Raw genomic sequence first — 14,398 nt, 5'->3', positions numbered from 1 at the left:
ACATGAGCGAAAAACCACTGGTCAGTGTGGTCATCCCGGCTTACAAGGCGGAATACTTCGAAGTAGCACTGGCTAGTGCTTGTGCGCAAAGTTACGAATGCCTGGAGGTGGTGATCTGTGATGATTCGCGCACCGATATCATTCGTGAATGCACGGCTCGTTATCAGCAATTGTCTTCCGTGGTCATTCGTTATGAGTTCAACGACCAGCAGCGTGGTGAACTATTCAATGCCATCGAATGTATAAAGATTGCCCGTGGCAAATACATCAAGTTCCTGCATGACGATGATGTGCTGCACCCTGAGTGTGTCGCGGAACTGGTTGCAGCCATGGAAGCCGATCCCTCTATTTCCATCGCTTCTTCGCGCCGGCGCCTGATCGACTCCGCAGGCCAGGTGCTGCCGGATGCCCTGGCCACGTCGCTGCCCTTTGCCACCGATGTGGTCATCGATGGTCGGGAGCTGACCAGCCTGCTGGCGGATCACAGCCTCAATTTCATTGGCGAGCCCAGCTGCGTGCTGTGTCGCCGTGAAGACCTGCTGGCCCTCGGTGACGACTTGATGTCGCTCAATGGCTGCCTCATCTATTGGGTTGGCGACCTGGCCATGTATGTGAAGCTCCTGCAGAAAGGCGACCTGGCCATGCTCAAGGCGCCGCTGGCCGATTTCCGCGTCTCCCTGGACCAGGGTAGCCAGCAGGGGCGTGACAAACCGGGCATCGGCAATCAGGGACATGCGGATTTCAAGCGCACCTTGCGCGAGCTGGGGTGGCACCTGGGGCGGCCTGACAATCAGCTGGTTGGTGTTCGTGCCTTGCATGGCGCTGCGGGGTTCGAAAAGCTGGATATCCTCGCGGCGTTGCGCCAGAGCCATGCCAAGGGGATCTCTGATCGGCAGATAGCCAACTGGATTGGCCAGCGTGTGCCCAGTTCCGCGCAGTTGCACTTGATTGACCAATACCTGCGCTGCGGTGCAGGCAGCCCGTCGATCGGTATCGTCGTCCTGGATCGTCTGGGTGATCCTGAGGCCCTGGGGCGCACTCTGCGCAGCTTGTCCGTGCAATATCAGGCTGTTCGGCTGCAGGTGCTGGTGGTCGCACCGCCACTGCTCGATCCCGCTGCGCATGACATGGCGCTGCAGTTTTCTGTGCTTGAGAGTGACTACGCCGGCCAGATCAACCGGTTGCTGGAAGAGGTGAATTGCGAGTGGTGCCTGCTGGTTGAGGCGGGTGATGAGTTCACTACGGGCGGCCTGATGATCGCCAGCCTGGAGCTCTTGCCCAATCCCGATTGCCGAGCGGTTTTTTGTGACGGTGTACAGAGCGATGGCAAGGGTGAGGCAGGGGTGATGTTGCGCCCCGACTTCAATCTGGACTATTTGCTGAGTTGCCCTGGGATCATGGCTCGTCATTGGATCTTCAGGCGCCAGGCGCTGATCCGGGCCGGGGGTTTTGATGGGCGCTATGGGCAAGCCCTGGAGTTCGAACTGATCCTGCGGATGATCAATCAGGAAGGCGCCGACGGTTTCGGTCATATTCCCGAACTGCTGCTGAGCTGTGCCCCCGTGCGACTGCATGACAATGCCGATGAGCGCCGTGCCTTGGTCGAGCATCTGGCGCAGCGCGGATATGCCGGAGCGCATATCGAAGCATCCCTGCCGGGCCATTACCTGATCGACTATGGGCATCAGTCGCGCCCGCTGGTATCGATCCTGGTGCTGGCCGACGATGATCTGGCTGCGCTGCAGCGCTGCATTTTCAGCATCCTCGAACACTCGCGATATCCCTCATATGAACTGCTTATCGTGGATAACGCCTGTCAGTCGCCGGAGGCTCGGCAGTGGTTGCAGGCAATCGGAGAGATGGCGGCCGAGCGAGTCCGCGTATTCCATCTGCCTTATCGAGTGGATCGTTCCACGGCCAACAATCTTGTGGCGCAGCAGGCTTGCGGGGAGTACCTGTTATTCCTGGATGCGCAGGCGGCCATTTTCGAGGGCGGCTGGATCGATGCCTTGCTCAACCACGCGCTGCGCCAGGAGGTAGCGGTGGTTGGGGCCAAGATGTTATCCGGCGAAGGAGAGGTTACCCACGCAGGTTTGATCCTCGGGCTGCCCGGGGCGGGGGTATCGGCATTTGCCCAGCAGGGTGCCGATGCGCCTGGCTACATGGGCAGCCTGGTGGTGGATCGTGACTGCAGTGCTGTTTCCGGTGCTTGCATGATGGTACGCAAAGCCTTGTTCGACGGCGTCGGTGGTCTTGATTCGGGGCAGTTTCCCAGCGCCGGTGCGGATATCGATCTATGCCTGCGCTTGGCCGGGCACGGTTATCTGACGGTATGGACTCCGCGAGCGATGGTCATGCGCGAGGGCGCTGCCCAGGTCCTGACGGCTCGTGACGAAGATGCCCTGGCTCAGCGCTGGCTCTCGGTGTTGGCGCGGGACCCGGCCTACAACCTGAACTTCTCGCTGGAGCAGCCAAAGGGCTTTCAGTTGGCCGAACCGTCGTTATGTTGGCGGCCATTGGTCTGGCGTCCGCTGCCTGTGGTACTGGTCCATCCGTCCGATCGTTATGCCAGTGGGCACTATCGGGCCATTCAGCCAATGGAGGGGCAGAATGCCGCGGGGCTGATTGATGGGGTCGTTTCCATGGCGTTGCTGTCTGCACCGGAGTTGGAGCGGATCACGCCTGACTCGATCATCTTCCAGCGCCATGTTGGTGAAGAGTCGCTGAATGCAATGCGCCGGGCGCGAGATTTTTCCCGGAGCTTCAAGGTCTTCGAGCTGAACGATCACCTGCCCAGCCTGGTGCTTGGAGAGGCTGGGCGTGGAATGACGCCCGAGGACGTTGCCCGCTATCTGCGCCAGGCCCTGGGATGTGTCGATCGCTTGGTGGTGTCCACTGACCGGCTGGCAGAAACCATGCATGGGATGCACCCGGACATCCGGGTCATCCAGAGTCGCCTGGACCCGCTGGCCTGGGGGGACGTGTTGCCGGCCAGCCGTCGTCGTAGTGGCGAGAAGCCCCGTGTCGGTTGGGCGGGAGGCGAATGGCAGTCGGCCAACCTGGAGGTGATCGGCGAGGTGGTGCAGGCCCTGGCGGCGGAGGTCGATTGGGTATTCATGGGGGCTTGTCCGCAGACGCTGCGGCCCTACGTCAAGGAGGTGCATCGCGGTGTCGAGATCAGTCTCTATCCGGCTGCTCTAGCCCGGTTGAACCTCGACCTGGCAGTGGCGCCGCTGCAGCAGACTCTGCTCAACGAGTGCAAGAGCAGTTTGCGTTTGCTGGAGTACGGGGCTTGTGGATTCCCGGTGGTTTGCAGTGACCTGCCGGGCTTTCGTAATGAGTTGCCGGTGACTCGGGTGCCTAATCGTTTCGATAGTTGGATCGAAGCCATCCGTACGCATCTGGCCGACCCGCAAGCCAATGCCCGGGCAGGGGATGTGTTGCGCGAGGCGGTGCGGCGCGATTGGCTGCTCGATCGGGATGGGTTGGTGGCCTGGCGCAATATCTGGCTGCCGGATTGACTTCGGCGGCCCAGCTATTTTGTATTTCTTGCCTGAAAACCAGTAGTGCATGTTGATTCACTAAAAGTTGGAGAGCTTTTTGCAGTAGCCGCCCTGTGCCGCTTCAGGCGTCAAAAGTTTGCTTTACGGAACGGGGTAAATCGGTGGATCGCACTCAGTTAATCAACACGGCTCGCAGTAACCTGGCCGACCTTGGTCGGGGCAATCTGGGTGTGCCGGTGCTGTTGTTGGTCATGCTGGCCATGATGATGCTGCCGGTGCCGGCGTTCCTGCTGGATGTGTTCTTCACGTTCAACATCGCCCTGTCGATCGTGGTCCTGCTGGTCTGCGTCTACGCCCTGCGACCGCTGGATTTCGCGGTATTCCCCACCATCCTGCTGGTGGCCACCTTGTTGCGCCTGGCACTCAACGTGGCCTCGACCCGGGTGGTGATGCTCCATGGGCAGGAAGGGCACGCCGCCGCGGGCAAGGTGATCCAGGCCTTCGGCGAGGTGGTGATCGGCGGTAACTACGTCGTGGGTATCGTGGTCTTCGCGATCCTCATGATCATCAACTTCGTGGTAGTGACCAAGGGTGCCGGGCGGATCTCCGAGGTGAGCGCGCGCTTCACCCTGGACGCCATGCCCGGCAAGCAGATGGCCATCGACGCCGACCTCAACGCCGGCCTGATCGACCAGAACCAGGCCAAGGCGCGCCGCGCCGAAGTGGCCCAGGAGGCCGAGTTCTACGGCTCCATGGACGGTGCCAGCAAGTTCGTCCGCGGTGATGCCATCGCCGGCTTGCTGATCTTGTTCATCAACCTGATCGGCGGTATGGCGGTCGGTATCTTCCAGCACGACATGACCTTTGCCGACGCTGGCCGGGTCTATGCCTTGCTGACCATCGGTGACGGTTTGGTGGCGCAGCTGCCCTCGCTGCTGTTGTCCACCGCGGCGGCGATCATGGTCACCCGTGCCTCGGGCTCCGAGGACATGGGCAAGCAGATCAACCGGCAGATGTTCGCCTCGCCCAAGGCCCTGGCGGTGGCCGCCGGGCTGATGGCGGTCATGGGCGTGGTGCCGGGCATGCCCCATGTGTCTTTCCTCAGCCTGGCCCTGGTGGCCGGCGGTGCGGCGTACCTGCTCTGGCGCCAGCAGAACCAGGCCAAGGTCCGCGCCGAGGAAGAGCTCCAGCGCCAGCAGGACCTGCTGCCCTCGCCGGCACGGGCCCTGGAGACCAAGGAACTGGGCTGGGACGACGTGACCCCGATCGACATGATCGGCCTGGAAGTGGGTTATCGCTTGATTCCCCTGGTGGACCGCAACCAGGGCGGGCAACTGCTCGCGCGGATCAAGGGAGTGCGCAAGAAGCTGTCCCAGGACCTGGGTTTCCTGATGCCCACCGTGCATATCCGTGACAACCTCGACCTGGCCCCCAGCGCCTATCGCCTGACGCTGATGGGCGTGATCCTGGCCGAGGCCGAGATCTATCCGGATCGCGAATTGGCGATCAACCCGGGGCAGGTCTACGGCACCCTCAATGGTATCGCCGCCCGGGATCCAGCCTTCGGCCTGGAGGCGGTGTGGATCGAGATCAGCCAGCGGCCCCAGGCCCAGTCCCTGGGCTACACCGTGGTCGACGCCAGTACCGTGGTCGCCACTCACTTGAACCAGATTCTGTACAAGCACTCCAGCGAACTGATCGGCCACGAAGAGGTCCAGCAACTGATGCAGGTGCTGGCCAAGAGTTCGCCGAAGCTGGCTGAAGAGCTGGTGCCGGGCGTGCTCTCGCTCTCGCAGTTGCTCAAGGTGCTGCAAGCCTTGTTGGCCGAACAGGTGCCGGTGCGTGATATCCGCAGCATTGCCGAGGCTATCGCCAACAATGCCGCTAAGAGTCAAGATACTGCCGCTTTGGTTGCTGCGGTGCGCGTCGGATTGTCTCGCGCCATCGTCCAAAGCATTGTAGGTACTGAGTCCGAGCTGCCTGTGATCACCTTGGAGCCAAGGTTGGAACAGATTTTGCTCAGCAGTTTGCAGAAGGCAGGACAAGGCCAGGAAGAAGGCGTTCTGCTCGAGCCAAGCATGGCAGAGAAGCTGCAGCGTTCGCTGATCGAAGCGGCGCAGCGTCAAGAGATGCAAGGTCAACCGGTGATTCTGTTGGTAGCGGGTCCGGTCCGCGCCATGCTCTCGCGGTTCGGTCGTCTGGCCGTCCCGGGTTTGCATGTGCTGGCGTACCAGGAAATTCCCGACAACAAGCAAGTGACCATCGTTGCGACAGTAGGGCCCAACGGCTGAGGTAGTGGGTTATGCAAGTTAAGCGTTTTTTCGCCGCCGATATGCGTCAGGCCATGAAACTGGTTCGTGATGAGTTGGGGGCCGAGGCTGCCATCATCGGCAACCGCCGGATCGCCGGTGGCGTCGAGCTGACGGCGGCCCTGGATTACAAGTTATCGGCCTTGTCGCCACGGATTCCGAACATGGAGCTCGAAGACGAGCTGCGCAAGACCCAGTCGCGGATCGTTACCGCCCAGGCCGAGCTGAGCCTGCGGGGCGAAGGCGACACTGCCTCGATCAGCAATCGCCAGTTGTTCGCCGGCCTGCCGTTGACGGCAGCCGAGCCCTTGATCGAGCCAACCCTGACCGAGCGCCCGCGCCCGGCTCCGGCCCCAGTCGCGCCGGCGGTGGACAACCGTGCCCTGGACTCCATGCGCTCCGAGCTCAACGGCTTGCGCGAGCTGCTGGAAGTACAGCTCGGTTCCCTGGCCTGGAGCCAGTTGCAGGGCAGTCGTCCCGAACAGGCCAACCTCTGGCGCCGCCTGCAGCGCATCGGCTTGTCCGGCCCCCTGGCTCGCGACCTGTTGGCCCTGATCACCGATATCGACGAGCCACGCCAGGCCTGGCGCATGCTGCTGGCGCACCTGGCGCGAATGATCCTGACGCCGGAAGTCGAGCCCCTGGAAGAGGGCGGGGTGATTGCCATGGTCGGCCCTGCCGGCATGGGCAAGACCACCACCCTGGCCAAGCTGGCGGCTCGCTACGTGCTCAAGTACGGCGCGCAGAACATTGCGCTGGTGAGCATGGACAGCTACCGCATCGGTGCCCAGGAGCAGCTCAAGACCCTGGGGCGGATCCTCAATGTCTCGGTGACCCATGTCGATCCTGGCCAGTCCCTGGCCCAGGCCCTGGAGCCGCTGCTGCGCAAGCGCGTGGTGCTGATCGATACCGCCGGCCTGCAGGCCAGCGATCCGGCGTTGCGCATGCAGCTTGAAAGCCTGGCCGGCCGCGGGATCCGCGCGAAGAATTACCTGGTGCTGGCCACCACCAGCCAGAAGCAGGTGCTGACCGCCGCCTACCACAGCTACAAGCGCTGTGGGCTGGCCGGCTGCATCCTGACTAAACTGGATGAAACAGCCAGCCTTGGCGAGGTGTTGAGCCTGGCCATCAGTCATGAATTGCCGGTTGCCTATCTGACCGATGGCCCGCGGATTCCTGACGACCTGCACCTGCCGCGTCGGCACCAACTGGTGAGCCGCGCCGTGAGCGTGCAGATGCAGGAAGAACCCAGCGAAGAAGCCATGGCCGATATGTTCGCTGACCTGTACCACAACCCGGCCAAGCGAGTCGGCTGAGGTACTCATGAATAGATTGCAGTGTATCTACATCGATGGTCTGCCAGGCATTGTTCTCACGGTGAACACGCAGCCAGTTATGTGGCCCCGTCTAAGTAAGACAAGGTAAAGAAAGAACATGGGCAGCATGCATCCCGTACAGGTGATCGCGGTGACCGGCGGCAAAGGTGGCGTCGGCAAGACTAATGTGTCAGTGAACTTGTCCCTGGCTCTGGCTGAGCTCGGTCGACGGGTCTTGCTGCTGGATGCCGACCTGGGATTGGCCAATGTCGATGTCCTCTTGGGCCTGACCCCCAAACGCACCCTGGCCGATGTCATCGAAGGGCGCTGCGAGCTGCGCGACGTGCTGCTCCAGGGGCCGGGTGGCATCCGCATCGTTCCGGCCGCCTCGGGCACCCAGAGCATGGTGCACCTGAGCCCCGCCCAGCATGCCGGCCTGATCCAGGCCTTCAGCGACATCGGCGACAACCTCGATGTGCTGGTGATCGACACCGCTGCGGGTATTGGTGACTCGGTAGTCAGTTTTGTCCGCGCGGCCCAGGAAGTGCTGCTGGTGGTCTGCGACGAACCCACTTCGATCACCGACGCCTACGCGCTGATCAAGCTGCTCAACCGCGACTACGGCATGAACCGCTTCCGGGTCCTGGCCAACATGGCCCAGAGCCCTCAGGAAGGGCGCAACCTGTTTGCAAAGTTGACCAAGGTCACTGATCGCTTCCTGGACGTGGCCTTACAATATGTCGGCGCAGTTCCCTACGACGAAAGCGTGCGCAAGGCCGTGCAAAAGCAGCGTGCGGTCTATGAAGCCTTTCCTCGTTCGAAGTGTGCATTGGCGTTCAAGGCCATCGCACAGAAAGTCGATACCTGGCCGTTGCCGGCTAACCCACGCGGGCACCTGGAATTCTTTGTCGAGCGGCTAGTGCATCAAACAGCGGGACCGGTGCTATGACTGCCAGTGGCTACAACCTCTACAAGAAGTCGGCGCGTGACAGCCAATACGAACTGATCGAGCGCTATGCGCCCCTGGTCAAGCGTATCGCCTATCACCTGCTGGCGCGGTTGCCGGCCAGTGTCCAGGTAGAGGACCTGATCCAGGCCGGGATGATCGGTTTGCTCGAAGTATCGACCAAGTACGACGCGAGCAAGGGCGCGAGTTTCGAGACTTACGCGGGTATCCGTATCCGTGGCGCGATGCTCGACGAGGTTCGTAAAGGCGACTGGGCACCGCGTTCGGTGCACCGTAATACGCGCATGGTCAGTGATGCCATTCGCGCAATTGAAGCTAAAACCGGTCGTGACGCTAAAGATCACGAGGTTGCGGCCGAACTTCAATTGAGTCTCGACGATTATTACGGGATTTTGAACGACACCCTGGGCAGCCGGCTGTTCAGTTTCGACGACCTGTTGCAGGACGGCGAACATGAAGGGCTGCACGAGGATGGCGCCAGTGCTCATCTCGAGCCGTCACGGGACCTGGAGGATGAACGCTTCCAGGCCGCGTTGGCGGATGCGATTGCCAATTTGCCGGAGCGCGAGCGACTGGTGTTGGCGCTGTACTACGACGAAGAGCTGAACCTCAAGGAAATCGGTGAGGTCCTGGGGGTCAGCGAATCGCGGGTCAGCCAGTTACACAGCCAGTGCGCGGCCCGCTTGCGGGGGCGTTTGGGGGAGTGGCGAGCGCGCTGACAGGCAGTGTGGGGACACTGCGCCCAAGACCGGTCAGGCCTTGCGCCTTGCCGGTTTTGCAGTATGTGCTCCATGCAGTCGTTGCGTGTTATGCCGGATTGATTGAATGGCGCGTCCAGGAACTGGATGCGTTTAAGACTGCTTGGAGGTCGAATTGGACAAGAACATGAAAATCCTCATCGTTGATGATTTCTCAACGATGCGGCGGATCATAAAAAACCTGTTGCGTGATCTGGGTTTCACCAACACGGTCGAGGCCGACGATGGCACTACCGCCATTCCGGTACTCAACAGCGGGAGCATCGACTTTCTGGTAACGGACTGGAACATGCCGGGCATGACCGGTATCGATCTGCTGCGCCACGTGCGCGCCGATGAAAAGCTCAAGCACCTGCCGGTATTGATGGTGACTGCCGAAGCCAAGCGCGAGCAGATCATCGAAGCCGCCCAGGCCGGCGTTAACGGCTATGTCGTCAAACCATTCACGGCCCAGGCGCTGAAAGAGAAGATCGAGAAGATCTTCGAACGCATCGGTTGAGATGCGTAGCCATTGCGCCACGGGGGAGCTATGGAGCATAACGAATCTTCACTGGGCGACTTTGAGTCGACCCTGAAAAAACATGCGCTGGAACTGGTCGAGAGTCTGGAGAAGGGCAGGTTCGGCGAAGCCGTGCAACTGATCCATGAGCTCAATCAGACCCGTGACCGCGGCCTGTACCAGGAAGTGGGCAAGCTCACCCGCGAGCTGCATAGCGCGATCGTCAATTTCCAGATTGACCCGCATATGCCGCAAGCCGAGGAAGTTTCACAGATCACGGATGCCACCGAGCGCCTCTCCTATGTGGTCCGGCTGACGGAAGCCGCAGCCAATCGCACCATGGACCTGGTGGAGAGCAGCACCCCGCTGGTCAACGGCCTGAGCGCTGAAGCCCAGGCCTTGAGCGTGGACTGGGGCCGCTTCATGCGGCGCGAGGTCGGTGCCGAGGAGTTTCGCGAACTGGCGCGGCGGGTCGACGGTTTTCTGACTCGTAGCGAGCAGGAGACCCGTACCATCTCCGGCCACCTCAACGACATTCTGCTGGCGCAGGATTACCAGGACCTCACCGGCCAGGTGATCAAGCGCGTGACCCAGTTGGTCACGGAAGTCGAAAGCAATCTGCTCAAACTCGTCTTGATGGCCAGCCAGGTCGATCGTTTCGCTGGTATCGAACATGACCGCGCATCGATCCTGGCGGAAAAAGATCCGCAAAAACATCTCGCCAAGGGTGAAGGTCCGCAGATTCATGCCGATAAACGGGAAGACGTCATGTCCGGTCAGGACGATGTTGACGATTTGCTTTCCAGCCTTGGATTCTAGGAGCACCCATTAATGAGCTTCGGCGCCGATGAAGAGATCCTTCAGGATTTCCTGGTTGAGGCCGGCGAGATTCTAGAGCAACTGTCCGAACAATTGGTCGAGCTGGAAAGCCGGCCAGATGATGCGGATCTGCTCAACGCAATTTTTCGCGGTTTTCACACTGTTAAAGGGGGCGCCGGCTTCCTCCAGCTCAATGAGCTGGTGGAGTGCTGCCATATCGCCGAGAACGTTTTCGACATCCTGCGCAAGGGTGAGAGACGAGTCGACTCGGAACTGATGGACGTGGTGCTCGAGGCTCTGGACACGGTGAACAGCATGTTCGGCCAGGTCCGCGAGCGTACCGAGATCACTCCTGCGACACCTGAATTGCTATCCGCCCTGGCGCGCCTGGCCGAACCGGCCGGTGCGCAGCCCGCTCCTGCCCCCGTGGAAGAGGTGGTCGAGGCCGTGGCGGAACCCGAGCCCGAGCCGCAAGCGCCGGCGGGCGATATTACCGACAACGAATTCGAACTGTTGCTCGACTCGCTGAGCGCCGCCAAGGCCGATGCCGATGCCGCGCCCGCCGCCGTATCTGCCGCCGAGGGTGAGCCTGCCGGCGACGAGATCACCGACGCCGAGTTCGAGTCCCTGCTGGACCAGTTGCACGGCAAGGGCCAGTTCGCCCCCGATGCGCTCGCTCCCGCCGCGGCCGATGCCGAGGGTGGCGCCGCTGCCGGCGGCGATGAGATCACCGACGACGAGTTCGAAGCACTGCTGGACCAGTTGCATGGCAAGGGCAATTTCGCCGTTGACGCACTGGAATCGGCGGTAGCTGCCGCACCTGCCGCCGCTGCGCCAGATGCAGCTGCGGCTGGCAGCGACCTGATCACCGATCACGAATTCGAATCCCTGCTCGATGAGCTGCACGGCAAGGGCAAGTTCTCCGACACGCCAGGCACTGCCCAGCCAGCGGCCACGGTCGCTGCGGCTCCTGCCGTGGCGGCACCGGCGGCTGCCAGTGCCGCGGTGGCCAAGCCTGCGGCAGCCAAGCCGGCCGCCGCTGCCAAGCCTGAGGCCAAGGTCGAGGCGCCAAAACCCGCCGCGGCTCCTGCTCCGGCCCGCGCGCCAGCCGCAGCAGCCGAGAAGCCGGCCAGCGAAGCGGAAACCACGGTGCGCGTGGACACTGCGCGCCTGGATGAAATCATGAACATGGTGGGCGAGCTGGTACTGGTGCGTAACCGCCTGGTGCGCCTGGGGCTCAACAGCGGCGACGAAGCCATGTCCAAGGCGGTGTCGAACCTCGATGTGGTCACCGCCGACTTGCAGACCGCGGTGATGAAGACCCGCATGCAGCCGATCAAGAAGGTCTTCGGGCGCTTCCCGCGCCTGGTTCGCGACCTGGCCCGGCAGCTCAAGAAAGAGATCAACCTGGAGCTGGTGGGGGAAGAAACCGACCTCGACAAGAACCTGGTGGAGGCCCTGGCCGACCCGTTGGTGCACTTGGTGCGCAACGCGGTGGACCACGGTATCGAATCTCCGGAAGAACGCGAGGAATCGGGCAAGTCGCGCCAGGGCAAGGTGGTGTTGGCCGCCGAGCAGGAAGGCGACCACATCCTGTTGTCGATCTCCGATGACGGCAAGGGCATGGATCCCAATGTCCTGCGCGCCATCGCGGTCAAGCGCGGGGTGATGGACAAGGACGCCGCCGATCGCCTGAGCGATACCGAGTGCTACAACCTGATCTTCGCCCCCGGGTTCTCCACCAAGACCGAGATCTCCGATGTCTCCGGTCGCGGTGTGGGCATGGACGTGGTCAAGACCAAGATTTCCCAGCTCAATGGCTCGATCAACATCTATTCGACCAAGGGCCAGGGTTCGAAGATCGTGATCAAGGTGCCGCTGACCCTGGCGATCATGCCGACGCTGATGGTCATGCTCGGCAACCAGGCGTTCGCCTTCCCGTTGGTCAACGTCAACGAAATCTTCCACCTCGACCTGTCGCGCACCAACGTGGTGGACGGCCAGGAAGTGGTGATCGTGCGGGACAAGGCCTTGCCCTTGTTCTACCTCAAACGCTGGCTGGTCAGTTCCGCCGCTCATGAAGAGCAGCGCGAGGGCCACGTAGTGATCCTTTCGGTGGGCACCCAGCGGATCGGCTTTGTCGTCGACCAGTTGGTGGGCCAGGAAGAAGTGGTCATCAAGCCCTTGGGCAAAATGCTCCAGGGGACCCCGGGCATGTCTGGCGCCACCATTACCGGTGACGGTCGCATCGCGCTGATCCTCGATGTTCCGAGCATGCTCAAGCGTTACGCCGCACGGCGTATTTGATTCGGTGGGGAGGGGCGCTTGGCCTCGCCCCACCTAACGGAGTGTTTATGGCAGTCAAAGTCCTGGTGGTGGACGATTCGGGTTTTTTCCGCCGCCGCGTCTCGGAAATTCTTTCAGCGGATTCGAGCATCCAGGTCGTCGGTACCGCGACCAATGGTAAAGAGGCGATCGATCAGGCCCTGGCCCTCAAGCCGGACGTGATCACCATGGACTACGAGATGCCGATGATGGATGGCATCACCGCAGTGCGGCACATCATGCAGCGCTGCCCGACCCCGGTCCTGATGTTCTCTTCCCTGACCCATGAAGGCGCGCGGGTGACCCTCGATGCGCTGGACGCCGGGGCGGTGGATTTCCTGCCGAAGAATTTCGAGGACATCTCGCGCAACCCCGAGAAGGTCAAGCAACTGTTGTGCGAGAAGGTCCACAGCATCTCGCGCAGCAACCGGCGCTTCAGCAGCTACAGTGCCCCGGCACCGCAAAGCAGCGCGCCGACTCCGGCCACCTCGAGCTTCGCCAGCAGCCGTCCGGCCGCACCGGCCCCGGCCCCGGCCCCGGTTCCGAGCCGTGCCCCGGCGCCCGCCGCGAGCCCGGCAGCGCCTGCGCCCAAGCGCAAGGCCTACAAGCTGGTGGCCATCGGTACTTCCACCGGCGGCCCGGTGGCGTTGCAGCGGGTACTGACCCAGCTGCCGGCCAACTTCCCGGCGCCGATCGTGCTGATCCAGCACATGCCGGCGGCCTTCACCAAGGCTTTCGCCGAGCGCCTGGACAAGCTTTGCAAGATCAGCGTCAAGGAGGCCGAGGACGGCGACATCCTGCGCCCAGGCCTGGCGCTGCTGGCCCCTGGCGGCAAGCAGATGATGGTCGACGGCCGTGGCGCGGTGAAGATCCTGCCTGGCGACGAGCGCTTGAACTACAAGCCGTGCGTGGACATCACCTTCGGCTCTGCAGCCAAGTCCTACAACGATAAAGTCCTGGCGGTGGTGCTCACCGGCATGGGCGCCGACGGTCGTGAGGGCGCGCGCCTGCTCAAGCAGGGCGGCAGCGCGGTGTGGGCCCAGGATGAAGCCAGTTGCGTGATCTATGGCATGCCCATGGCTATCGTCAAGGCCAACCTGGCGGACGCGGTGTATAGCCTGGACGATATCGGCCGGCACCTGGTCGAGGCTTGCATGTAATGGATGTACTGAGCCTTATCGGGATCATCATGGCGTTCGTCGCCATCATCGGCGGCAACTACCTCGAAGGTGGCCATCTTTCGGCCCTGGCCAACGGCCCGGCTGCGCTGATCGTGCTCGGCGGCACCATCGGCGCGGCCTTGCTGCAGTCGCCGTTGAGCGCCTTCAAGCGCGCCATGCAGATCCTCGCCTGGATCCTGTTCCCGCCGCGGGTCGACCTGCCGGCGGGCATCGACCGGGTGGTCAACTGGAGCCTGACCGCGCGCAAGGAGGGCCTGCTGGGCCTGGAAGGCGTGGCGGATGCCGAGCCCGATACCTATTCACGCAAGGGCCTGCAGTTGCTGGTGGATGGCGCCGAGCCGGAAGCCATCCGCAGCATCCTCGAAGTGGACTTCTATACCCAGGAAAGCCGGGATATCGAGGCCGCCAAGGTTTTCGAGAGCATGGGCGGCTACGCGCCGACCATCGGGATCATCGGTGCGGTGATGGGCCTGATCCATGTCATGGGCAACCTGGCCGATCCATCGCAGTTGGGTAGCGGTATCGCCGTGGCCTTCGTCGCCACCATCTATGGCGTGGCCAGCGCCAACCTGGTGCTGCTGCCGATCGCCGCCAAGCTCAAGTCCATCGCCCTGCGCCAGTCGCGGTACCGGGAAATGCTCCTCGAGGGCCTCCTGTCGATCGCCGAAGGCGAGAACCCGCGTTCCATCGAGTTGAAGCTGCAAGGCTTCATGGACTGATC

At 62.2% G+C, this 14,398-nt stretch carries 10 protein-coding genes; all 10 read left to right on the top strand.

Features of this window, described 5'->3' with window-relative positions:
* Nucleotides 1-2: 2 nt before the first annotated feature.
* The 10 genes from CAG11_RS07895 to CAG11_RS07850 all read left to right on the top strand — a co-directional run bounded on the left by CAG11_RS07895 (nt 3) and on the right by CAG11_RS07850 (nt 14,396).
* Nucleotides 3-3,521 (top strand): glycosyltransferase, encoded by a 3,519-nt coding sequence (locus tag CAG11_RS07895; protein WP_085595854.1) that lies wholly within the window; start codon nt 3-5, stop codon nt 3,519-3,521.
* Nucleotides 3,522-3,664: 143 nt separating this feature from the next.
* Complete coding sequence (gene flhA / locus CAG11_RS07890; protein ID WP_085595852.1) at nt 3,665-5,794, top strand: flagellar biosynthesis protein FlhA; 2,130 nt, start codon at nt 3,665-3,667, stop codon at nt 5,792-5,794.
* 11 nt (nt 5,795-5,805) lie between these two features.
* A complete protein-coding gene (gene flhF / locus CAG11_RS07885; RefSeq protein ID WP_085595850.1) occupies nt 5,806-7,128 on the top strand; it encodes a flagellar biosynthesis protein FlhF in 1,323 nt (440 codons plus the stop codon).
* Between the two features lie 118 nt (nt 7,129-7,246).
* Nucleotides 7,247-8,077 carry a flagellar synthesis regulator FleN gene (gene fleN / locus CAG11_RS07880; RefSeq protein ID WP_016963180.1) on the top strand — a complete coding sequence of 277 codons (831 nt, stop codon included), beginning with the start codon at nt 7,247-7,249 and terminating at the stop codon, nt 8,075-8,077.
* Complete coding sequence (gene fliA / locus CAG11_RS07875) at nt 8,074-8,814, top strand: RNA polymerase sigma factor FliA (protein ID WP_011060003.1); 741 nt, start codon at nt 8,074-8,076, stop codon at nt 8,812-8,814. Before fleN ends, fliA begins: the two co-directional genes overlap by 4 nt.
* Nucleotides 8,815-8,980: 166 nt before the next feature.
* Nucleotides 8,981-9,352 (top strand): chemotaxis response regulator CheY, encoded by a 372-nt coding sequence (locus tag CAG11_RS07870; RefSeq protein ID WP_003183998.1) that lies wholly within the window; start codon nt 8,981-8,983, stop codon nt 9,350-9,352.
* A gap of 30 nt (nt 9,353-9,382) precedes the next feature.
* On the top strand, nt 9,383-10,171 hold the full coding sequence (locus tag CAG11_RS07865; RefSeq protein ID WP_085595848.1) for a protein phosphatase CheZ: 789 nt from the start codon (nt 9,383-9,385) through the stop codon (nt 10,169-10,171).
* A gap of 12 nt (nt 10,172-10,183) precedes the next feature.
* Nucleotides 10,184-12,478 carry a chemotaxis protein CheA gene (locus tag CAG11_RS07860; protein WP_085595846.1) on the top strand — a complete coding sequence of 765 codons (2,295 nt, stop codon included), beginning with the start codon at nt 10,184-10,186 and terminating at the stop codon, nt 12,476-12,478.
* Between the two features lie 47 nt (nt 12,479-12,525).
* A complete protein-coding gene (locus tag CAG11_RS07855) occupies nt 12,526-13,656 on the top strand; it encodes a chemotaxis response regulator protein-glutamate methylesterase (protein WP_085595844.1) in 1,131 nt (376 codons plus the stop codon).
* Nucleotides 13,656-14,396, top strand: a complete 741-nt coding sequence (locus tag CAG11_RS07850) for a flagellar motor protein (protein WP_022643060.1) — start codon at nt 13,656-13,658, stop codon at nt 14,394-14,396. Before CAG11_RS07855 ends, CAG11_RS07850 begins: the two co-directional genes overlap by 1 nt.
* The last annotated feature ends 2 nt before the right edge of the window (nt 14,397-14,398 follow it).

This window comes from Pseudomonas sp. B6(2017) (assembly GCF_002112765.1).
GTDB lineage: Bacteria > Pseudomonadota > Gammaproteobacteria > Pseudomonadales > Pseudomonadaceae > Aquipseudomonas > Aquipseudomonas piscis.
The sequence above is the reverse complement of the archived record's forward strand: the minus strand, read 5'-3'. Positions and strand labels throughout refer to the sequence as shown.

Excerpts from the sequence above, each read along its gene's own strand:
- CAG11_RS07870 (WP_003183998.1), top strand. The coding sequence starts at position 8,981 with ATGAAAATCCTCATCGTTGATGATTTCTCAACGATGCGGCGGATCATA.
- CAG11_RS07865 (WP_085595848.1), top strand. The coding sequence starts at position 9,383 with ATGGAGCATAACGAATCTTCACTGGGCGACTTTGAGTCGACCCTGAAA.
- CAG11_RS07855 (WP_085595844.1), top strand. The coding sequence starts at position 12,526 with ATGGCAGTCAAAGTCCTGGTGGTGGACGATTCGGGTTTTTTCCGCCGC.
- flhF (WP_085595850.1), top strand. The coding sequence starts at position 5,806 with ATGCAAGTTAAGCGTTTTTTCGCCGCCGATATGCGTCAGGCCATGAAA.
- fliA (WP_011060003.1), top strand. The coding sequence starts at position 8,074 with ATGACTGCCAGTGGCTACAACCTCTACAAGAAGTCGGCGCGTGACAGC.
- CAG11_RS07895 (WP_085595854.1), top strand. The coding sequence starts at position 3 with ATGAGCGAAAAACCACTGGTCAGTGTGGTCATCCCGGCTTACAAGGCG.
- CAG11_RS07850 (WP_022643060.1), top strand. The coding sequence starts at position 13,656 with ATGGATGTACTGAGCCTTATCGGGATCATCATGGCGTTCGTCGCCATC.
- CAG11_RS07860 (WP_085595846.1), top strand. The coding sequence starts at position 10,184 with ATGAGCTTCGGCGCCGATGAAGAGATCCTTCAGGATTTCCTGGTTGAG.
- fleN (WP_016963180.1), top strand. The coding sequence starts at position 7,247 with ATGGGCAGCATGCATCCCGTACAGGTGATCGCGGTGACCGGCGGCAAA.